4 protein-coding genes and 1 pseudogene are annotated in these 23,646 nt (G+C 67.3%); 3 read left to right on the top strand and 2 right to left on the bottom strand.

From position 1 onward, the window contains the following. Window positions 1-1,949 (bottom strand): annotated as a pseudogene (locus tag ASF22_RS14430) (hypothetical protein); the annotation flags it as partial. Between the two features lie 602 nt (window positions 1,950-2,551). On the opposite strand from ASF22_RS14430, the gene ASF22_RS14435 reads away from it, so the two are divergent. The 3 genes from ASF22_RS14435 (at window position 2,552) to ASF22_RS14445 (ending at window position 22,422) form a co-directional block, all read left to right on the top strand. Continuing rightward, complete coding sequence (locus tag ASF22_RS14435) at window positions 2,552-3,298, top strand: hypothetical protein (protein WP_056265556.1); 747 nt, start codon at window positions 2,552-2,554, stop codon at window positions 3,296-3,298. A gap of 118 nt (window positions 3,299-3,416) precedes the next feature. Continuing rightward, window positions 3,417-20,678: a leukotoxin LktA family filamentous adhesin gene (locus ASF22_RS14440; protein ID WP_056265559.1), complete on the top strand. Its 17,262-nt coding sequence runs from the start codon at window positions 3,417-3,419 to the stop codon at window positions 20,676-20,678. Window positions 20,679-20,790: 112 nt separating this feature from the next. Then, window positions 20,791-22,422 (top strand): ShlB/FhaC/HecB family hemolysin secretion/activation protein, encoded by a 1,632-nt coding sequence (locus ASF22_RS14445; protein WP_056265562.1) that lies wholly within the window; start codon window positions 20,791-20,793, stop codon window positions 22,420-22,422. Between the two features lie 258 nt (window positions 22,423-22,680). On the opposite strand, the gene ASF22_RS14450 is transcribed toward ASF22_RS14445, so the two are convergent. Beyond that, window positions 22,681-23,631, bottom strand: a complete 951-nt coding sequence (locus tag ASF22_RS14450; protein WP_156647738.1) for a hypothetical protein — start codon at window positions 23,629-23,631, stop codon at window positions 22,681-22,683. Between the last annotated feature and the right edge of the window lie 15 nt (window positions 23,632-23,646).

Genomic DNA, 23,646 nt, shown 5'->3' on the forward strand with positions numbered 1-23,646 from the left:
GCCGACAGATTGGTGATGGTGGCGTTGTTCGCCTGCAGGTTGGCGATCGCGCCGTTGGTGGCCGACAGGTTGGTGATGGTGCCGGTGGCGGCCGAGAGGTTCGTCGCCTGCAGGTTGGCGATCGCGCCGTTGGTCGCGGACAGGTTCGTGATCGTTCCGTTCGTGGCCGACAGGTTGGTGATGGTGCCGGCGGCGGCCGAGAGGTTSGTSGCCGTCAGGTTGGCGATSGTSCCGTTGGTCGCGGACAGGTTGGTGATGGTGCCGGTGGCAGCCGAGAGGTTCGTCGCCGTCAGGTTGGCGATGGTGCCGTTGGTCGCGGACAGGTTCGTGATCGTTCCGTTCGTGGCCGACAGGTTGGTGATGGTGCCGGTGGCAGCCGAGAGGTTCGTCGCCGTCAGGTTGGCGATSGTSCCGTTGGTCGCGGACAGGTTCGTGATCGTTCCGTTCGTGGCCGTCAGGTTGGTGATGGTGCCGGTCGCGGCCGAGAGGTTGGTGGCCGTCAGGTTGGCGATCGTCCCGTTGGTCGCGGACAGGTTCGTGATCGTTCCGTTCGTGGCCGACAGGTTGGTGATGGTACCGGTGGCGGCCGAGAGGTTGGTCGCCGTGAGGCTGGCGATGGTGCCGTTGGTCGCGTTCACGGTGCCGAACGTCGCGTTGGTGTAGTTCAGGTTCGTGCCGGTGAGCGACGTGATCGTGCCGKTCGCCGACGTCAGGGCGGTGATGGTACCGGTCGCGGCGGTCAACGTGCCGGTGTTGATCGCCGAGGACGTCAGATTGGTGATGGTGCCGCTGGCCGCGTTGACGGTGCCGAACGTCGCGTTGGTGTAGTTCAGGYTCGTGCCGGTGAGCGACGTGATCGTGCCGGTCGCCGACGTCAGGGCGGTGATGGTACCGGTCGCGGCCGTCAATGTGCCAGTGTTGATCGCCGAAGACGTCAGATTGGTGATGGTGCCGCTGGCCGCGTTGACGGTGCCGAAGGTCGCCGAGGTGTAGTTCAGGTTCGTACCGGTGAGCGACGTGATCGTGCCGGTCGCCGACGTCAGGGCATTGATGGCGCCGGTCGTGGCCGTCAGCGTGCCGGTCGTAACCGTCGTGGCCGTCAGGTTGGTGATCGTGCCGCTGGTCGCCTGGAGGGTGCCCGTCGTCACCGCAGTCGCGTTGACGGTGCCGAAGGTCGCCGAGGTGTAGTTCAGGTTCGTACCGGTGAGCGACGTGATCGTGCCGGTCGCCGACGTCAGGGCGTTGATGGCGCCGGTCGTGGCCGTCAGCGTGCCGGTCGTGACCGTCGTGGCCGTCAGATTGGTGATCGTGCCGCTGGTCGCATTGACCGTCCCAAAGGTGGCGGTCGTCGCGTTGACGCTGCCCGCAGTGAGGGTTCCGACGCTCACCGTCCCGACGCTGATGCTCGTCGCCGACAGCGCTCCGAACGTGCCATTGTCATAGCTCAGCGATGTGCCGGTCAGCGTCGTGATGTTGCCGCCCGTCGCGTTGAGCGTCGTCGCCTGCACCGTGCCGAACGTTCCGATCCCCGAGACGTTGACATTGGCCAGGGTGGATTGGCCCGTCGCATTGAGTCCGCTCGTCGTGAGCACATTTGTGACGTTGATGTTGCTGGCAGTGATCGTCCCGGTAGCGGCATTGATGTCGTTCGTCGTCGTCGTGCCGGTGACGGTGAGCGTACCCAGCGTCACGGCGCCCGCGGACAGGTTCGTGAACGTCGCGTTCGTGGCGGAGAGGTTCTGGGTCGAGGTGTTGTTCGTGACGTTGAGATTGTTGGCGTTCACCGTGTCGAAGGTGGTGGTCTGCTGAGCCAGCGCGCGATCGACCATCGTGACAGGCGTGATGAACACCGTCGCCAATAGAGTGGCGGTCAACGCCGCAAGCGACGGCGAACGGGCACGCAGAGACTTGCGCGCAGCGGCGGGCGCCGCTTCGGCTGCGGTGGTCATGGCGATTTACCTTTTCGAAATTTATCGAACTGGCCGTGCCGCTACGGCAATGCTCCGGCTCTACGGAGGTCACACAAACTCTGCTTGCGAGAGCGTGTCAATCGACTGACGGAGCTATACAACGAGTCCAACAATTGTTGAAAACGGCGATGAACGCCGATGAATTTCAAATCTGATGAGCCACTTAGCGCGTCCACGGCGCATCATTTCGGTTCCGAATGTCGAGCTGCAGCCCGACAATATCGAAAGACCGAGTGGCATTTTCGCAACGAATTTACCGACTTATACACCGAATAGACGCAAGATTTGCAGGTAGATCTCTTTCTAACGAGGGATCCCGTCACCATCCGGACCCAACCTGACAAATTTTGCGTGCATCTATACTGTCGGCCGATCGACAAGCCACGCTTGGGGGAGGAATAACTGACAAATCCTGCGTGTAAATACGGGTTCTCGTGACAAATTTTGCGTCTATCGCCTGTGGGACCTGACAAACCCTGCGTTGGCCTCTTTGCGTTCTTGTGGCCCGAAGCAGGCCGATGCTAAGGGTTCCCCCGGAAGTAAAAAAATTTTAGGGGGCATGCCGCGGCGTGCGCAGGGCAATGAAGACAGTATTCGCGAAGCTAGCCGGCACGGCACTGGTGCTGGCTGCAACGGTGTCCGCGCAGGCCGCGCCCCCGGCGGTGGCCGGGGCGGACAAAGGCGCCACCGCCCGCCCCGCGCCCCGCGTTCAGGCCCCGTCCACGAAGGATGCCGAAGCGGCCCCCACTGCCGTGGCGGTCCCGGCCGCCAAGGACGCCGCGTTCGTGCTGCGCGGGTATCGCAGCGCCACGTTCGGCATGACCGAAGCCGAGGTTCGCGACGCCATCCAGAAGGATTACGGTCTTTCCGGCGACGCGATCAAGGTCGAGGACAATCCGGGCGAGCAGACCAGGGTCTTCTCCATCGCCGTCCCGGATCTCCTGCAGGGAGGCGGCACGGCACGGGTCGCCTACATCTTCGGCTTCAAGACCAAAGGTCTGATCCAGGTCGCCGTCCAATGGTCTAAGGCGACCGACGACAAGATAACGCCCGAGCGTCTGTTCTCGAACGCGAACATCCTGCGCAGCCACTTCATGGATGCCAGCTATCGCCCGGATACGATCGTGACGAATTCCATCGTCAACGGGGGATTGCTGATGTTCCGCGGCAGCGATTCCCTCGAGCATACCACCATGCTGCTGCTCCAGGGTCAGCTCGCGCCGGGCGACGGCAGCCAGCGCATGCTCACACCGTCGGGCCTGCTGCTACTCTACATGGCCGACGCCAAGAACCCGGACGTGTTCCGCCTGCCGTCCGGGCAGTTCTGACCGACCGTTCGTCTCTCCGTATCGAGCGTCTGGACGTCGGCTTCGGTCCGTCCGTCACGCATCCGTTTCAATCGCCTGGACCAGGTTCGAACCTGGTCGGCCGATAAGGTAGCCCCCGATGATCCAGCTCACGCGCGGCGTCCTCTCGGCCCGGTCGCGGCAATTGCGCGCCGCGACCGCCCTCGTTCCGGCGGGGCTGGTCTTCAGTCTCGCCCCGGCGCACGCGCAGTCCCCCGGCAACGTCATCACCCTGGACGGACGGACGGCGACCCAGTTGCGGGTCGACGGGCGCACCACCGACGTCACCACCACCACGACGCGGGGCGACAACGCCTACAACTCGTTCTCGCGCTTCCAGGTCGGCGAGCAGAACACCGTCAACCTGCACGTTCCGACGCAGAGCAAGACGCTGGTGAACATCGTCCGCGACGGACCGGCCGTCGTCGACGGCACGCTCAACGGCTACAAGAACGGCAAGATCGGCGGCAACGTCGTCTTCTCGGATTCGTCCGGTTTCGTCGTGGGCAAGAACGGCCAGATCAACGTCAACTCCCTGCGGGTGGTGACGCCGACCCGGGAATTCCAGGACTCGGTCATCGACCGGAAGGGCAACGTCGACGATGCGGCCGCCGCGCGGTTGCTGAAGGGCGACGTGCCGATCTCGCCCGACGGCGCCGTGGTCATCCGCGGGCGCATCAATGCGCGCAGCGCCGTCTCGATCCATGCCCACGACGTGACGGTGGCGGGACCGGAGCAGCGCGCCGAGCGTCACCGGGAGCGGTTCGGAGCCACCGTCAACGCCAGCGGGATGACCGAGGGCGGCGCCGTGGTGGTCCGCAACGGGAAGATCTCCATCGTGGCGGTCGGAGATGCGCAGATCGCCGGGCGCCTGCGTGCCGGCGGCGGCCACACGGGCGGCAACATCAGCGTCGCGGCGGGCGGAAACCTGCGTGTCACCGAAACCGCGCGGATCCAGGCGGACGCCGTCGGGTCGGTCGCCGGGAAGGCGCGCCGGACCGCGGCCGTCGTCGCGGCCGCACCGCAGCGCAACGGCACCGTGAAACTCACGGCCGGCGGCGACGTCGGCGTGGCAGGGCGCGTGACGGCCAAGGGTCACGCGAGCGCCGGCGGCACCATCGCGCTCGATGCCGGGCGCAATCTCGACCTCGCCCAGACGGCGCGGGTGCGCGCGACGAGTGCGGCCCGTCCTTCGGGGACGGCCCCGGAGGCCTCCGGGCCGACCCTGGCGGCGGTCTCCCTGGCGGCGCGCGGCAACGCCACGGTCTCCGGAACGGTCTCGGCGGCGGGCGCCGCCGGCGTCGACGGCGGCGGAATCACGATCCGGACCACCGACGGCGACATCACCCTGAGCAAGACTGCGCGCCTCGACGCCTCCGGCCGGGGCGAGGGCTCGTCGGCCGGGCGGATCGTCGTGTTCGGCGGGCGCAACCTGTCGGTTGCCGAGGGCGCCCGCGTCGACGCCTCCGCCGACACGCGGGGCGATGGCGGCTTCGTCGAGCTGAGCGCCACGAAGACCGTCGACCTCCAGGGCAAACTCGACCTCGACCTGCGGGCCAAGAACGGCACGGCCGGCCGCCTCCTCATCGATCCCGACGACGTGGTGATCGGCCCGCTCGCCGGGGCGACCCAGGGCAGCCTCGACTTCAACGGAAGCGCCCTCGTCATCGAGGCGAAGACCTCGATCACCCTGCAGAACGGCGGCTACATCGACGGGCGCAACCTGAACGCGTCCAAGACCGCCTCGGTCGGCAACTCGTCCGACGTGATCCTCACCGCCCCGTCGATCACCCTGAACGCCGGGTCCTGGATCACCGCCACGGCGATCAACGACGCGAACACGCGTTGGAGCGACGGCTCGATCACCCTCAACGCGACCCTGCCGACGAGCTTTGCCGCCAGCTTCCTCAACCCGACCAACGCCGTCGGCCTGACCATCACCGGGGCGGTCTATGGAGCCGCCGGTGCCGTCGTCACCCCAGGCGCTTCCGTCAGCGGTGGAACCATCCTGCTCAACGCCACCGCCGACAAGGGGATCGCCATCGACAACACCTTCGATGGCCTGAACACCGCGCAGCTGACTGTTGGCAAGGGTGCGACGATCACCGGAACCGGGGACGTCACCCTCCAGGCGAACGCGTTCTCCACCCGAAACTTCGACGGCAAGTCGACGGCCAGGGCCGTGATCGACGTCGCGGGCGGCATCTCCAGCGGCAAGACCCTCGCCGTCCAGGCCGACGGACGCGCCGTGGCGGATTACGACATCGGCCTGGCGGGAGCCCCGACCCTCGCCGTCAAGGCGCTCCTCTCGGGGGCCCTCGGCGTCGACGGCGGCTACGTCGGCGCGGACAACACCGCCACCGTCACGATCCGCAAGGACGCCGCCCTGACGGCCGCGAACGATCTGTCCATCACCGCCAACGGCAAGCAGCAGGCGACCGCCCTCGTCATCGCATCGGTGGAGAACGGGGTCGTCGGCGTGGGCGCCCTCGTGAGCGAGGTCAAGGCCACGGTCTCGTCCTCCGTCGAAGCCGGGGCGAAGCTCTCCGCCGGCGGCAACCTCAACGTCAGGGCCATCGCGGAGAATCAGGCCTCCGCGAAGGTCATGGTCAACACCAAGGGAACGACCAAGGGGATCCTCGGTGTCGCGGCGGCGGTGGCCGATGTCACCACGTCGGCAACCGTGGCGAGCGGCGCCGTCATCACGCGCGCCAACGACGTCAACGTCGTCGCGGTGAACAAGAACGCCTTCAAGGCGGATGCGGGCGGCACCGCCTTCGATCAGGGCGTCTTCGCCTTCACCCTCGCGTATTCCGACCTCAACACCAACGTGCAGGCACGCTTCGGCGCGGACCTCGACCGCAGCGCCGGCGTCCGCAATCTGTCGGTTCTCGCCGACAGCGCGACGAGCCAGATCATCAGCGCCTCCAGCGCGGGCGTCGGCAACGGCGCCGCCGCCGTGGTGACGAAGCCACTCCTGACCCTTACGAGCCTTCCGGCCGCCAAGATCAAGGAGAAGATCAGCGACACCCTCGGCTCCGGCTTCGACAGCATGGACTCGTCGAGCAAGGGGGCGATCAGTCTGTCGATCGGCAGCGGCTCGCAGACCGCCACCGCCTCCATCGCCGGTGACGGCGGTCGCTCGCCGAAGATCGTGGCCGCGGGCGATGTCGCCGTTCTCGCCAACGCCGTGATCGCGCGGGGCGTGGCGGATGACGGCCTGCGCAGCAACGCGGCGTCCGGCGTCGAGAACACCGACAAGCTTCCGAGCGGCGGCAGCGACGCCTCCGTCACCGAGAACGCCCTCGCCCTGTCGCTCGCCCTGGGACGCTACGAGAGCAAGGCGAACGCGTTCATCGGGTCGAACAGCGTGATCGAGGGCAAGCATATCGGCGTCCGGGCCGAGACCGCGCTGCCGATCCAGAACGTCTGGGCGGTCGGCGAGGACGTCGAAGGCATCCTGAAGAACCTCGCGGGCAAGGCCAACGGGAACCTCGGTGTCGTCGGGCAGATCCTGACCAGCTACGCCAATGCCACGGCCGCCGGCGACAATGTCGGCCTCGGGGCGTCGGTCAACGTCCTGACCTACGCCAACGACACCGTGGCCTGGGTCGGAAGCGGCGCGAAGCTCAACCAGACGGGCACCGACAAGACCTGGTCGACCGCGTTCGACCGGAACTACGTCAAGCTCACCAACGCGGAAGTCGCGGACGCGGGCAACGCGTCCCGGACTCTGCTCAGGACGGACTGGGCGGCCGGCACGGTCGTTCAGGCCGTGAACCGGACGGAGACGATCAACGTCGGCGGCAACTTCAGCTTCCTGACGTTCTTCGGCAACGCCGGCGGCACCAAGGAGGCCAGCTCCATCGGCGGATCGGCCAACGTGTTCCTGTCCAGCGGCCGGACCATCGCGGGCATCGCCGACGGCGCGGACGTCACGGCGCTGGGCAACCTCTCCGTCGACGCCAAGGCCACCGACATCACCTTCTCGGTGTCGCCGACGGCCGGCAAGGGCGGCGGAACGGCGATCAACGGCCTCGTGGCCGTCACGGTGATCGACAACGAGACCTCGGCCTCGATCAGCAACAATGCGAAGGTGTCCACCCCGAGCGTCGCCGTGACCGCCGGACAGGATCTCTCGGTGCTCACCGCCGCCGCGACCATCGGCGCGGCGCAGACCGCCGCCCTCGGTGTCAGCGTCGGCGTCGTGGTCGCCGACACCAACACGCGGGCCTTCATCGGCGACAACGGCGCGACGCTCGCGAGCAGCGATTTCAATGCGATCGAGACGGGCGCCGGCAAGGGCGCGGCCGGGACGGGCTTCATCCACACGAACGCCGTCGATGTCGTCGGAATCACCGCCGGACGGGTGATCGTCGTGGCCGTGGCGGGCTCGCTGACCTACAACGACGGGACGAAGAGCGAGCCCAAGCCCCGTGCGCCGAAGGACGAGCGCGGCGTAACCCAGAAGATCAAGGACGTTCCCGGCCAGATCAAGGGCGGTATCCTGAGCGGTGCCAGCGCCGTCGGCGGCGGACTGAAGGTCGCCGGTCAGGGGATCAAGTCGGCCGCGTCCTGGATCAAGTTCCAGGCGACCGCCAGCTCGACCGAGAAAATGGAAAAGACGGTCTCCGACAACATCGACTCGGCCTTGAAGGCCGAGAAGTCCGGTAAGACCCCGACCTTCTCCCTGGCCGGCAGCGCCGCCGTCAGCAAGTTCGGCCTGAACACGACGGCGGAGATCAGCGGCGCCCACATCGACCGCTATGGCAACAGCGGGACGGTGGCCACCAACGTCAACGCGCTGAACAACGCCCTCATGGCGAGTGCGGCCGGTGCGGCGGGCATCGCCATCAGCAAGGGCGATTCCGGCGGCAGCGCGGCGATTGCCGGTGCGCTCGCGGTCACGCTCTCGGACAACGCCACCCGTGCGCGGATCGACGGGACCACCATCGACAACGCGTCCGACGTCGCGGTCACTTCGCTCACCGGGGGCCAGCAGGTCAGCGTCGGCCTCGGCCTCGCGGTCACCACGAGCCAGAACCAGAATTCCGCGGCGGTCTCGATCTCCGCGTCGGTCACCCTCAACACCGACAGCGCCACGGCGCTGATCGGCAATTCGACCCTGCGCGGTCAGAACGGCAACACCGGCAGCGTCAACGTCGAGGCCTATCGCAGCACCGACATCGGCACGGGCGGCGGGTCGTTCTACGGCGGCGGGCGCGGCGGTCTCGGCATCGCCCTCACCTATGCCGAAGTCGGCAACCCGACCGGGGGCGACTGCATCGGCAGCGCCACCTGCGCTAAGGTCGTCGACAGCAGCATCGCCGGGCCGCTGAACGCGGCGGGCTTCGTGAACGTCTCCGTCGCGGCCCGCGATGTCAGCCGCATCATCTCCGCCGCAGCGGTGGGCGGCGGCGGTCCGGACAGCAACGGCTTTGCCGGCTCGGTCGTGGTGAGCCGCATCACCGGCGGCAGTGTCGCCCTCATCGACGCCGACGCCGCAAAGGGCGAGGACGACCGCACCATCAAGGCGTCCGGCAAGGTGACGGTCGCGTCCAGCAGCGCGCCCAACAGCGTGCTGGCCGCCAAGCTGGCGCAGATCGCGCCGCGGGATGCCAGCAACAACGCCAAGGCCGACGCGAACTACGATTTCACCGCCGCCGACGCGCAGACCAGCAACACGCCGGGGGCGATGATCGTCTCCGTCGCCGGCCTCGTGCAGGTCGGCAAGAACAACATCGGCGTTTCGATCCTCGTCAACGAGATCGGGCGTGAGCACGCGGCCCGCATCGGCAGCGGCGCCATCGTCGGCGCCGGAAACGACGTCGCCGTCCGGGCGCAGGACAGCGCCGAGATCATCGGCGTGGCCCTCGGCGTCGGTGGCGCCACCGACAAGTTCGCCGGCACCGCGTCGGTCGCTGTCAGCCGGATCACCAACGTCATCGCCGCCGCCATCGGCGACGGCACGGGTGCCGCCTCCGCGACGCGGGTGAGCGGCCAGACCGTCACCGTCGAGGCCGACGACACCGCGAAGATCCGTTCGGCCGCCGGCGGCCTCGCCTTCTCGGCCGGCAACGCCGCCCTCGGCCTCGGCGTGTCGTACAACGAGGTCGCCAACACCGTGAGCGCGACGGTCCAGCGCGCCACCGTCGCGGCGGGCAACGACGTCGTCGTGCGCGCGAATGCGGGCGCCGACATCGTCACCGTCGCCCTGGGCGTCGCCGTGTCGCAGAACGCCGGCATCGCCGGCTCCGTGGCGACCAGCCTCGAGATGACGAACGTCCGCAGCAAGATCAGCGACGGCGCCGATGTCGATGCGCAGAACAACGTCCTCGTCCGCGCGACGAACAGCGAGGCCATCGCGGTCGTCGCCGGTGGCGTCGGCGTCGCCGTCTCGAGCGGAGCCGGCGTCGGCCTGGCCGTCGTCACCAACGTCATCACCGGCGAGACCACGTCCACCATCGAGGGGGCCGCGACCAAGGTCGATGCCCGGGCGCTCGGCGAAGCCGCCCTGTCGATCGACAGCGGCACCCTCGCGAACGCCGTCGCTCTGAGCGGTGCTCCGCAGATCACGCCGCCCGATCTCAGCGAGACGCAGACGAGCGTGCACGGCCTCGCCGTCTCGGCCCGTGCCAATCAGTCCGTCGTCAACAACGCGATCTCGGTCGGCCTCGCCTTCGGCGAGGTCGGTGTGGGCGTGGCCGTGACGCCCGTGACCAACGTGATGGCGGGCCGCACCGAGGCCGGCATCACCGACGCCAAGGCGATGACCCGCCTCGCGGTGAGCGCGCGGGCACCCGAGCTCGCGGTGATCGCCTCGAACCACGGCACCGCCAACAACTTCGTCGTCGCCGGGGCCGGTGGTTCCGCATTCGGTGGTTCGGCCGCGGTCTCGACCAACGTGATGCAGCGGACCACCAACGCCCACATCACCAACGCGACGGTCGGGACTGCAGCCGACGCGGTCCTCCCCACCGGGTACGCCGACGGCGCGGGCTCGCGGGACGCAGATTTCGTCCCCGTCGGCGCGACGCCCGGAAACGGCCTGACTCGCACGACCGCTCTTCTGGGACGCGTCTCGGTCCTGGGTGCGGCGACCCAGAATGCGGCCGACACGGTCATCGGCGTGTCCGGCAGCATCGGCGGCTCTGTCACCGGCTCGGTTGTGGTCAACACCTTCACGGCCGACACGCTCGGCCTCGTCGAGGGCGGCACGCTCGTCGCCCGGCAGCTCGACGTCGCGGCCAAAGCGGTCAACACCCATGGCAGCTACATCGGCGCCGCAGCCGGCGGCGGCGTCGCCGGCGCGGGCGGCTTCAGTGTGAACATCTCCAAGGGACGGACCGTGGCCCGGGTCGGCGTCGATCCCGACGATGCGAGCCGGACGGACCGGACCAACGTCGCCCTGAGCGGGTCGATGGGTGTCGCCGCCACCTCCGACGACAGCTTCAAGGCCTACGTGGTCGGCCTGGCGGGCGGCGGCTCGGCCATCGCCGGCATGGTGGCCGTCGAGATCGCCTCGGCCGAGACCCGCGCACAGGTCAATCGTGTCGATCTGAACCGGTCGCTGGCCGGCGCCGATCTGGCGAGCTTCGGCTCCGCCGGAGCCGTGAACGTCGCGGCCACGCAGAATCTGAGCATCGCCCCCAACATCGGTTCGGTCGCCATCGGAAGCGATGCCGTCGGAGCGGGAGTCGTCGTGGCCGTGCTGAAGGGCACGGTCTCGGGTGAGATCATCAACAGCGCCCTGTCGAGTGCCGAGACGGTCGCCGTCAAGGCGACGGGCATCAAGGACGTCGACGCGAAGACCGCCACCGGCGGCGCGGGCTCGACGCAGGGCATGGCCGCCGCCGTCGCCGTCATCCTGGCTGGTCAACCGGCCGACGCCGCCGCGTTGAAGGAAATCGACACGAAGAAGAACAGCGACGGCAGCACCACCGCCGGCGCCGGGACCCTCACGGCCGTCAACACGGCCACGAACCTGAAGCTCAGCTCGGTCAAGGCGAAGGCATCCGATCCCGATCCGGCGGCCACCCTGCCGGGCTTCTATACGGGCACCGCGACGGGGCAGGACCAGAACCGCGTCCTCAACGCGGTGTCCTCGGCGGCGCAGGACACCGTGACGGCGCGGGCGGACGCCTCCACCATCGACGCGAGTGTCCTCGACGTCGGTGCCACCGGGCAGGTCAGCGCGCGCAGCAAGATCCTCGGCGTCGGCATCGGCGGTGGCTCGGGCGCCGGCGCGGCCGTCGGCTACACGAAGGTCTACGGCACCGTACTCGCCAGCGTCGACGGCGGCATCGTCAACGCCGGCTCGGTCAAGGTCACGGCCGGGGCTGCCGACTCGGACAAGGGCAGGTCGGCCGACATCGGCGCCTATGCTGGCGCCGGCGGCCTCGCGGGGGCGGCGGGGGCGGCGGTCGCCATTGCGAGCATCAACAACACGGTTTCGGCCAAGCTCGGCGGTACCGTCACGGGCGGCGCGAACGGCACCGCCGTGGTCAGCGCGACAGACGGCTCGAGCGGATCGTCGGAGGCCGTGGGCGCTGCGGTCGCCGGCGGCATCGCGCTGGGCATCTCGGCCGCGACGGTGAACAAGAGCAGCCTCATCGGGGCGACGCTCACATCGACGGCCGACATCGGCGGCTTCAATGCCGCCTCGCTGAACGCGGCCGGCAGCGGCAAGCTCACCTCCAATGCCATCGCGGGTGCGGGCGGCGGCATCGTCGCCGGGGCCGGAGCCGGAGCCACGTCGACGGACGAGACCACACTCGTCGCCGAGGCCGGACGCCAGGCGTTCAACGCCGCGACCGGCGTGGCCGCGCCCACGTCCGCGCCGAAGGTGCGGATCGGAAGCGGCGGCCTCACCATCGCGGCCACCGCGACCCCCGAGGTCGTGGCCGATGCGATCGGTGTCGCCGTGTCCGGCAACGTCGGTGTCGGCGCGTCCGTGGCGCTCGCCACCGCGCGCCAACGCGTGACGGCGCAGTTCGACGACAGTGCTCAGATCAGCGGCGGTCCCCTCAACCTGTCGGCCAAGGTGCTCCTACCGACGAGCGGGACGAGCGCGGACGCCGAGGCGAACGGCGGATCGGGCGGCTTTCTGGCCGGCATCCAGGCGACCTACGCCGAGGCCAAAAGCAACAACACCGTCCTGGCGCGCCTCGGCGACAACGTCGTGCTGCCGACGGGCGACGTCAGCGTCCAGGCGCTCACGAACACGAAGCAGAACGCGCTCTCCACGGGCGTCTCGGCCGGTGCCCTGTCGATCGGCGTCGTGATCACCAAAGCCAACTCCGACAACACCACGCAGACGCAGATCGGTGCGGCCGTCACCTCCAACAACGGACGAACCGGCGACCTCACGGGTACGGCCGGCGGCAAGGACACCAACGTCGCGGATGCCACCGCCGGCGCGGGCGGTGTCGTCAGCGGCTCGGGCGCCGAGGCGACTACGAACGGCACCTCCACTGCCACCGTCACGGTCGGCGACGGCAGCCAGCTATACGCCAACACCATTGGTCTCTCGGCGAGCCACGAAACCGAGTACGCCGCCCGCACCAATTCGGTGAGCGCCGCCGCCCTGAACGCCAGCGCGTCGGTCACGAGCAACGACATCGTCTCGAACGTCGGCGTGACCGTCGGCAAGGGCGTCCGCCTCGACGCCAAGGGTCTCGGCCTGGGCGATTGCGTCACCACCTCCTGTGCGCCCGCCGTCGATGTCGTGGCGATGAACACCTTCCGCAGCGTCAATCCCGGCGAAAGCGCGACGGGCGGCGCCGGCGGCCTCCTGACCGGTGCCGCCTCGCAGGCGACCACGAACATCAACCAGTCGGGCGGAGCGGCCAAGGTCGCCTTTGGCGACGATGCCAGGGTCTATTCCGGATTCGATCCCGGTCTGGCGCCCGGCAGCATCCGCGTCCTCGCCGCGAGCCAGGTCTTCGCCACCGATGCCGTGTCGCTGACCACGGGTGGTCTCATCCAGGGTGCGGGCGTGAACGCAACCTTGCGGGGCAAGCTCGACAACGCCGTGACCATCGGCACCCGCGCCGACTTCTACACGGCCGGCGCCCTCGATATCGGCACCACCGCGACGGCGGCGGTGACGCAGAGCGCCAACGTCGCGACCTACGGTCTGGCGGCCGTCGGTTCGGCCTCGGCCACCGCCGACATTACCTCGAACCAGTCCGTGATCCTCGCTGACGGTGCCTCCGCGTCGAACAAGTCGACGTTCGTCGGCCTTTACGACGTAAACATCAACGCGGGCCGCTCCGCCCTCAGCGGCGTCAGCGATACGAGCCTCTCGGTGAATGCCAGCGCGCAGGGGTCCGTCCGTGGCCTCATCGCGGTTCCGGTCGCGTCGGCGACCGGCCGCATTACCAGCAACGCCACCCTCACCGTCGGCAACAACATCGACGTCATCAGTGCCCGCGATGTCTATCTCGGCTCCTACACCGGCTCGACCAACGCCAATGCCGACGGCACGGGCCGCGGCTACCAGCTTGGCTTCATCCCGACGACGTCGCGGGACAGCACCACGCCCGTGGTGACCGCCGGCAATGTGACGATGAACGGCACCGCGACGGCGGGCTACTTCAACAACCAGCAACTCCTGTTCACAGGGGCCGGCAACGACATCTACGTCAACGGTGCGAGACTTGCGCCCGCGGCGACGGACTCGGTCGCCTCCGACGCGCGCGTCACCCAAGCCAACGGCGCGCCCGTCTACCTGCGCCTCGTGAACGACTTCGACCCGTCCATGTGGGTCAACCGCAGCATCCCGGGCGTCTCGGGGGACGACGCGGCGGCACGCTCCAACGCCATCGACGGCATCGTCTCCGGTACGACCCGGGCGATCCGCATCTCATCGCAACTCTACGCGGCGGGCGGCACGGTCACGCTGAACGCCGACACGCTGGCGGGAACCGGTACGCTCACCGCCAAGGGCAGCCCGACGATCAACGTCCAGAACACGACCTCGGCCTATCTCGTCCTCGACGGCGGCGCGATGATCCCCGATCGGCCGAGCGGTGCGGTCTACTTCACTGGCGGCGCCACCCGCGGCGGCCTCTCAGTTAACGAGAATCGCAACGCCACCAGCGCCGGCATCACGATCAACAACGCCTTCAACGGCACGGTCGGAAACAGCAATTACGGTCCGGCCCTGTTCGTCGGTGCAGCCGTGACCAATCTCGGCGGCTCAGTCGTCATCAACAACGCGATGGGGTCCTACCTCGCCACCGGCAACGTTTCGGGGCAGAGCGTCAACATCACCACGCCGAACGGGACCGTCACCATCTCGCCCAACGGGCCGGGCGGCATCTACAACAGCGGTGGCTCGCCGATGAGCGAATGGGGCCGCGCCATCGTGTATCCGGGTGGTAGCCAGGGACAGAGCGGTTCCGACGCCGAAGCGGCCGTGCATTATCTCGGCAATGCCATCTATCAGCGTGGCAACTATTACTATGGATCGACACTCAACAGTTCGGCGGATGCGAATCAGAGCGACTACAACGACAAGATGAATGTCGCCATCTATGGGCGAAACAATCGGCAGGGCGACAAAGCCCTCGTCCTGTTCGGCAACTTCCTGCCTTTCGGCGGCGGCAGCGGCAATCCGGGCGGCAGCGGGTCACGGGGCGATTACCGGCTGACCCGCGATGCTAACGGTGCGGAAGCGTGGTTCCCAAAGGTGCAGAACCGAGAGCTCTCATACATCCGGGATGTCTCGGCCGCGAATTTCTCGGGCAGCAACGCCAGCGCCGCCGTGCTCGGCTCCAGCGTCGTGATCAATGCCGCGACCATCAACGTCAACGGCACGATCAACATCGGACGGGTGACGGATTACAACGTCAACTTCGGTGCTTCCGCGCAGGCGACCTTCGACGGCTATGTACGGGCGGCCGCCATAGGCCAGCGCAGCGTTTACGACGTCACGTCCCTGCTGGCACCGAGCATGCAGAAGCTCGTCAATGCGAGCTTCGACGCTAGGTCCGGTCAGATCTCCCTATCCGACATCAACGCCTATGCCGGTGGCGGCAAACTCTACATGAGCGGCGCCATCATCAACACCAATGCAACCGGCGGTGGAATCAACGTCAATGGCGGCTACGGCCACGTAACGATCAACAACGCTACCGGCTACAGTCTCAATCTCGCCAATATAAACACCGGCAACAGCGACATCGCAAAGATCGGCGTCGCGACGGTGACGCTTAAGAACACGTTGATCCAAGACACGTCGCGCAATACATCGACGTTCGTCTATAAGCCTAACGATGGCGTCTACCGCTACATCACCGGAGATGGTGCCAAGCCAGCGGCAGACGCCGTCGGCGAGCGGATGGGCGACAGCGCGACCAGCTACAACACCGTTGCGGGCGCGCGTTATGACTGGACCATGCGGGCCAATTTGGAGCGGGATGTACAATACCCGTACAACACACCCTCCGGCTATCCGACGTGGCGGTTCTCGGGCCTCGATACGCAGAACCCCTGGAACTACGTGGACGCGAACGGCAACCTCACGAAGGACCCTGTCGGTCGTGTGAGTGTCGACCCGTCCCGCGTCGGCGTCCAGTTCTCGCAGAAGATCGACGGCGACGTGACCGCAATGACGGGCGTCTACGGTATTGGTTACAGAGCGCAGGGCCGCCGCGGTTTTGCGGAAACTTCGGATGGCTCGGGGCGGTACAGCTTCATCTACCCGACCAAGGCCTTCTTGCAGATGGACATGTCCGTAAAGGCGGACAACGCGATCAGGCTAGGCTTCTCCGGGTTCAACAGCGGTGCCGTCTCCATCAACTCCAACGGCTCCGTAGTGCTCGGCGGCAACGTCGTGAACACCAGCGGCACGACCAGCATCAGCACCGGCGCCAACCTGACCCAGAGCGGCAACGCGACGATCCAGACCGCCAACCTCGCCCTCGCGGCGAATGGCGGGATCGGGACGGATGCCCGCGCCCTCCAGGCCTCTATCCTCGGCATCCGCAATCTCGATAAGTCCGTTGTCGCCGGAACCGATACCCTCGCCGCCATGGCCGGGGGCAACGTCAACATCGCGCTGAGCAGCGGCGCCACCTTGACGCAGGTCATGGCCGGCGCGGGCGCAGCGGATGTCCGTCTCGCCGCGGCGGAGTCGCTCGTGGCCGGCCGGGCGCCGGACTTCGGTCCGAACGCCGGCGTCAACGTTGCCGGGCGCAACGTGACCCTGTCCAGCGAACGTGGCACCATCGGCTCCTCCGCCACGCCGCTCGTCATCGCCACGCGCAGCACCTCGACGGACGGCTCCGGCCTGCTCGCACTGGCTCAGGGCGACATCGCCCTGAGCCAGAACGGGGACCTGCGGATCAAGCGGATCGCGTCGCTGGCGGGGGACGTGTCCCTCACCGTGACCAATGGCAACCTCTACGACGCGGCGAGCCAGGTCTCGTCGAAGGCGATCTCGCCCGAGCAGGTGGCGGCCATCTCGAAGACCCTGCGCCTGACCAAGGAAACCGGGGCCGATCAGGCGGTCCAGGAAACCAAAACCGCTTTCGAAACCCTCGTGAACCGAACCCTCGCCGATTACGACGGGTTCGTCCGCAACAGCTCGGCGCGCAGCGTCGACCTCGTGCAGCACGATCAGAACGCCCTCGCCCTGCTCTCGGCGCTCGCCGAAGCCAACAAGGTCACGTCGGCCCGGAGCGCCGCTAACGGCGGACAGGCCTACACCGGCAGCAACGCGGCGGACGCGGCGGCCTACGACAGAAGCCTGAACCTCGGTGCCGGCGGGTTCAATCTGTCGGCCGCGGGCGTCGAACTCTACCGCGCGCAGGCGGCCGCCGACCTCAACAAGGCGGCCGGCAGCGTCAGCGCGGCCGACGTCCAGGCCTGGGCGAACGGCAAGTACCTCGGCTACGTCGGCGTCTTCACGCGGGCCTACGGCACGGATTGGCAGGGCAAGGTCGATTCCGGAACCCGAAGCACCTTCCGGATTGATCCGCAATCGGATCTCGCGGCGCAGCTCTCCCGTGATGCGACCTGGACACCGACCCAGCTCCTCCAGGCCGTCGATCGGTCGGCACTCCAGCCGGTCCAGGGAACCGTGGGCGGCAATGCGACCGCCAACATCTCCGGACGTAATCTCAATCTCTCGGTCGGCGGCAACGTCGGCGTGCTGGCGTCCCCCGTCGTCATCGCCCTTTCGGATCTCACCAACCCCGACAAGCCGCTACCGACGGATCAGCTCGCCGCGCTCGCGTCGGCGACAACCCCGGGCTCCATCACACTCTATGGCGCCAAGAAGGACGGAGCCGCCCTCGCCGACGGGACCACGCTGACCAGCCTGACGGGTGGAGAGTCGATCAACGGCATCAAGATCCGCCAGGTCAATCCGCTCTACCTCAACGCCAGCGGCGCCGTCAGCCTGACGTCCGGCGGCGTCGTCTTCCTGAACGGCACGACGAATTCCTCGGTCACGATCGCCAAACTTCAAGCCAACGGTGCCGTGACCGTGGAGGCCCCGAACTCCATCCTCCGCGGCGCCGGAACCAGCGACGCCCCGCAGATCGTCACGAGCAAGGGCGACATCAATCTCTCGGCCGGCAGCGGCAGCATCGGTGCGGCAGGCGCGGGCGGGACCCTGTTCTACCGGACGCCCGGAATCCTTAATTCCGCGTCGGCCGGCACCAACATCTACCTCGCGACCCCGGACGCGATGACGCTCGGCCGTGTCTTCGCCGGTGCGACGGCAAACCTGAGCTCTACGGGCGGGAGCATCACCGGCACCCTGCCCGGCATCACCGTTGCTGCGAATGCAATCGTCCTCGACGCCAAGACGGACGTCGGGACGGCGGCGACCCCGTTGCAGGTCCAGGTCGGTGCAAGCGGCAAGCTCACCGGACGGGCGCGCGGCGGTTTGGCCAACGTCTATGCCCCGACGCCCATCGGACGTCCCGGCGTCGGTCTGCAGACGGGCGACTTCACCGCACAGGGCGATCTCACGGTGAAGGCGGACAACGCTCTGAGCGTCGACGGGACCCTCAAGGCGGAAACCGGTCGCGTCCAGATCGACGCCAACGCGCTCGTCATGACCAAGACCAGCACAGTCTCGGCCGCGACGACCATCGACGCGCTGGCCCGTGGCGGCGATGCGGTGATCGGCCGACTCGCGACCACCTACGACGCCCAAGCGCCGGCCGAGACGATCCGGCTCACGGCCACCCTCGGGTCGATCCTCAGTGCGGGCCTCATCGATGCCAACATCGACGCAGGGTATGGCCGCTCCGCCGTCAAGCTGAACGCCGGTGCGGCGATCGGTACGAGGGCCCTGCCCATCACCGTCCGGGCCGGAACCCTGACGGGCCTGGCAACGGCCGGCGACATTATGCTGACCGCCCGCTCGGCCCTGTACAGCCCGAGCCTGAGCGCCCAGCGCGGAGCCATCGTCATGGTCGGCGAATCCGATCTCACGCTCGACTCGGTCCTCGCCGGAACGACGGCCGAGATGCGCGCGGCCGGCAAGCTCACCGTCGCCGCCTCGACCAGCGTCGCCGCTCAATCCGCGACGGCTACGGGTGACGTCAACTTCGGCCAGATCGCCGCGGGCGGCGCCGTTGGCACCATCACTGTCCGTTCCGACACCGGCTCGGTCACCGGAACCTATCTGCGGGCCGTGGGCCTCACCACCGTCAACGCCGATCTCGGCTCCATCGCTATCGACCGGGTCGACACGCGCGGCGCCGTGATGAACGCCGGCTACAATCTCACCGGCAGGGCCCTGTCGAGCAGCGCCGGCGACGTGATCATGAACGGCGGCACCCTCGCTTCGGGTGTGGGAGGACGCTTTGACTGGTCGTCGATCAGCGCCTCCGGGGCGTTTGGCGCCAACTGGTCCGGGACGTTCAACGCGAACGCCCTCAGTGCGCGTGGCCTCACCGTTACGGCGAGCGATGCCGTCACGCTGGGAACCTTCACTTCGTCGGACATCGCCCGCATCGCCACCGGGACGAAGGCTTCCCTCGGCAGCGGCACCAGCGCGAAGACCATGGAGATCACCGCCCCCGGGGGCATCGGCTTCAGTACGCTGACGACGACGGACACAACCGGCGATCTCGTCCTGACCTCTGCCAACGCGGCGGTCTCGGGTGCCACCATCCGCAGCCAGCGCAACACCACGATCAACGGTGCGGGTATCGCCGTCACGTCGTCCCTCACGGCGATGAATGCCGGTAAGGTGTCCCTGACTTCGACGGCCGGCATCACCGGCAAGACGCTGAACGCCGACTCGGCGACGCTGCGCGCGGCGGACGCCGTGACCTGGACCGATCTCACGGTGCGTAACCTCGGCGAGGTGGCCTCCTCCGGCGGTGCCGTAACCTTCGGAACCTTCCGTACCGCGGACGCCAAGATCGCGGCCGCCACGAACGCGACGCTGGGCGTGCTCTCGGCGACGCGCTCGGCCCAGATCGAGGCTACCACGGGCAATCTCGACGTGAGCAGTCAGGCCCTCAACATCGGAACGACCCTCACCACGAAGTCGGGCGGGACCACCAAGCTCGCGGCGATCAACGCCAACGGCGCGGTCGCCCTCGCCTCGGACGGCGCCATGACCCTGAACTCCGTCCGGTCGGGCGGAGCGCTCACCCTGGTCGCGGGCGGGGCGCTCACCCTGACCCAGGCCACCGCCGTCGGTACGACCCAGCTGAGTTCGCAGGGGGCACTCACCTTCGATCAGGTGACGACGACGGGCAACGCCGCCGCCGTGGGGATCAGCGCGACGGGCGTCCTGACGGGCCGGCAGGTCACGTCGGCGGGCGACACGACCCTGTCCGGAGCCACCGTCTCGGTCCGTGACGGCATCACGGCGACCGGTGCGGGAAATCTGTCCGTCACCGCACAGGGCGCCCTCACCCTCGGGAGGACCACGGCCCGGGGCAACGTGACGACCCAGTCCGGCGGGGTTCAGAAACTCAATGCCGTAACGAGTTCCGCCGGTGCGGTCTCGCTCTCGAGCCTGGGCGGGCTGTCCGCGACGGACGTGAGCGCCAAAACCACGACCAGCGTCGTCAACGGTGGAGCCGGCGACGTCGTCCTGACCTCGGTGACGGGGGCGGACGTCGTACTCGGCAGCGACAACGGCCTGACGGTGGACCGTCTGACGACCCGCAACACCGCGAAGCTGATTGGCAACCAGATCCTGATCAAGACCCTCCAGCAGAGCGGCGATGCGAGCGCAGACCTCATGCTGGACATCTACGGCCCGCTCCAGGCGCTCGCCACTTCGGCGTCGGTGAACGTGCAGACGTCGCGCGGGGTCAAGGTCGGCACCGTCAAGGTCAAGGATCTGCGCATGACCGTCAACGGTCAGGCCCGCTGAAGGCCGCGCGCACCCGTGGCTTTCTCGAACGTCCACCGGTGGCGCGGTCGTGAGGCCGCGCCGCCGGTGAACGGTCTTCGCTTTCGCATCTTCCGCTCGCGTCTGGACAATCATGCGTCACTTCAGCCGCACGGCCGTGATCGTTGGTGCGGTCGCACCGGTCTTCGCAACCCTCCAGGCGGCGGCTCAGCAGCTGCCGCCGCAGATCGATGCCGGCACGATCCTGCGGCAGAACCAGCGCAACGAGCGCACCCTGGACGACGCCACCCGGCGCCTCGAGGGCGGTGTTGCCCTGCCCGCCCGGCCCAAGAACACCGTCATCGCCCCCGGGGGGGCGACGTTCACCCTGAAGAGCATCGTGTTCACGCCGTCGGAGTTCCTCTCGAAAGCGGAACTCGACGCCCTCGCGGCGCCCTTGCTCGGCCGGCCCATCGATCTGTCCGAAGTTCAGGCGCTCGTGAACACGATCAACGACCGCTACACGGAACTCGGCCACATCACCGCCAGCGCGACGATCCCTCCGCAGACCCTCGAGGGGGGGGCGTTCACGATCCGCCTCGTCGAAGGCCGGGTCGGTCAAGTGAAGGTGGAGGATGCCGACCGGTCCCTCGACTACGTCCGCCGGCGTATCGTCGTCGAAGAGGGACGGGTGATCGACGTGCCGCTCCTCACTGATCGGATCCAGACGTTCAACCGGACCGGCGAGACCCAATTGCGGCTCGGCCTGCAGCCGGGCGCGCAGTTCGGCTTGAGCGACCTGACGCTCTCCGTGATCGAGCCGGCGCGAAACACCCTGCAACTGTTCGGCGACAATTACGGCGTGCAGACCGTGGGGCGCCACCAGGGCGGCGGCCTATTTCAACATTTCGGTCTGCTCGGCCTCGACGACCGGCTTCGGGTCTACGGCGTCCAGGCCGCGGGAAACGGGACCGAAAACGTCTCGTATTCCTTTGCCGCAACACCCACTGGCGGACGGATCGGCCTGAGCTATACGCGGTCCGACATCCAGGTGATCAGCGGCCCCTTCGAATCCCTCGATATCCGGGGCCAGTCTCAGAACGGAGCGATGACGCTGACCCAGCCCCTGTACGGGGACAAGAACTGGCTGTTGCTCGCAAACATCGGCGGTGCGCTGAGCGGTTCAATTACCAAGCAGGATACGGTCAAGATCACCCGCAACACGACGGAGCGGGCCAATTTCGGCATGACGCTTTCGTATTTCGGCGAGACGTTCAGTGTCTCCGTCACGCCGACGTTCTCGCGGGCGCACTCGAACCTGCGCGTCGCGGAGCGCGACGTCGACTTCAACCTGTTTTCGGGGTTCGGCTCGGCGTTCGTGCAGTTGCCGGAAAACTTCTCCCTCCAGGCGACGGGGGCCTGGCAGTTCTCGAATGCAAAGCTGCTCGCCGGTGACCAGTTGTTCCAGATCGGCGGCCCGGGCTCGTTGCGGGGCTACGCGACCAGCGGATTCGCCGCGTTCGGGGGATACTATACAACGACGGAACTTCACCGTTCGTTGTCCGACCTCGTTCCAGGACTCGACCTCTACGGATTCATCGACCACGGCTCGGTGTATACACCGAACCCACGGCAGACGATCCTGACCTCGACGGGCGTCGGCCTGTCTTACACGTTCGACCGGCGCCTGAGCGCAGAGGTGGCCGCCGGCTTTCCGCTCACCCGGGTCGGGGCACGCCCACAGGATTACTTCGTCTATGGGCGCGTTATTCTGTACGTGTACTGAGAGTAGGCAAATGGACAAATCGTCCCTCACAACGATGTCGCCGTGGGCACCAAACTGCGATCCCGGCAGGCCCGACAATGTCGCGTCTCTCAAAACCGCCGATCACCCTCGGATCGCACTCGGCGCAGGTCCCCTTTTCCGGAAAGTACGGTGAGTCTATCGAGCGCGGCCGCTCGGAGGCATTGGGCCGAAGCGGATAGGACCCATTTGATTGCAATATATCTATTCAATCCCGGAAAACTTTAGAATCGCCGCAAATCAACTGGGCGTCGTTAGAAGACAGGCGCGATCGACCAGCGACAAAGCGTTCGCAACGAAACGGTCGAACGCGGTCACACAGTCCGGTGTGAGGTGGTGGAACACTCCGTCCCGCCTTGAACGTACCATGAGCCCCGCCTCCTCGGCGTCGCGCAGGATGTTGCGGACATGGGTGCGGGACATACCCAGGCGGGTTCCAAACTCGACGAGGGAGGTTTCCCGCGCCGCGTGTTCCGAGCGCGTCGCGTCGAGAGCGACTAGTTTGAAGAGGATCTGGATCGCGCAGGTCCGATCGAAAAAAATCGTGAGGTCGCGGTTCTGCGGTAGAAGGCTGGTCGCCCAAGGGAAAATGGCGGTTGTCACCTTCTGCCGAACCCGCTGACATGCGCGATATCGCTCGAGAAACAGTGCATACCGCGCTCCGCCGAAGAGGAGATCGAGGGCGCGGAAGAATGGTAGGATCATTCGATAATCTTGCGTGATCATACGCTCGGTCGGCTTAAGCAGACGCACTCTGCGGTCATCGGCGATTCTTTGCAGAACGATGTAGTCCGTTGCCGCGAGCCAAGCGAGGACATCGTCGATGTGCCGGGAACTGGCGAGCCCACATCGGTCTATTTGTCCCTTGAGCCGGTTGACCGTTGGCCAAGTCGTCCGGTCCTGCGGATTGTAATCGGCCCACAGACCCATGACGAAACTGAAGATGCCTAGCCTCCCTGCTTCCACCAGCATGCGATTCACACCGGGAGCGTTGTCGTAGATATCCATCATTCCGGAGACGAACGAAGCCCGCGCCTCCGGATAGCGCAGATGGGCAAGTATAGCGTCTGCCCTCTGGTGCGTCGGCGGAATTGAAAAAAAATCGTCCGTATTTCGCTGACTCGGAACAATATCCGGCTCATCCGATCCAAACTTCAACGCTACTTCGGACCATTTGGCGCTGCCGGACATCGGCTACTTCGGACT

Origin of the sequence: Methylobacterium sp. Leaf87, assembly GCF_001422775.1 — a bacterium.
In the GTDB taxonomy this organism is placed as follows: domain Bacteria; phylum Pseudomonadota; class Alphaproteobacteria; order Rhizobiales; family Beijerinckiaceae; genus Methylobacterium.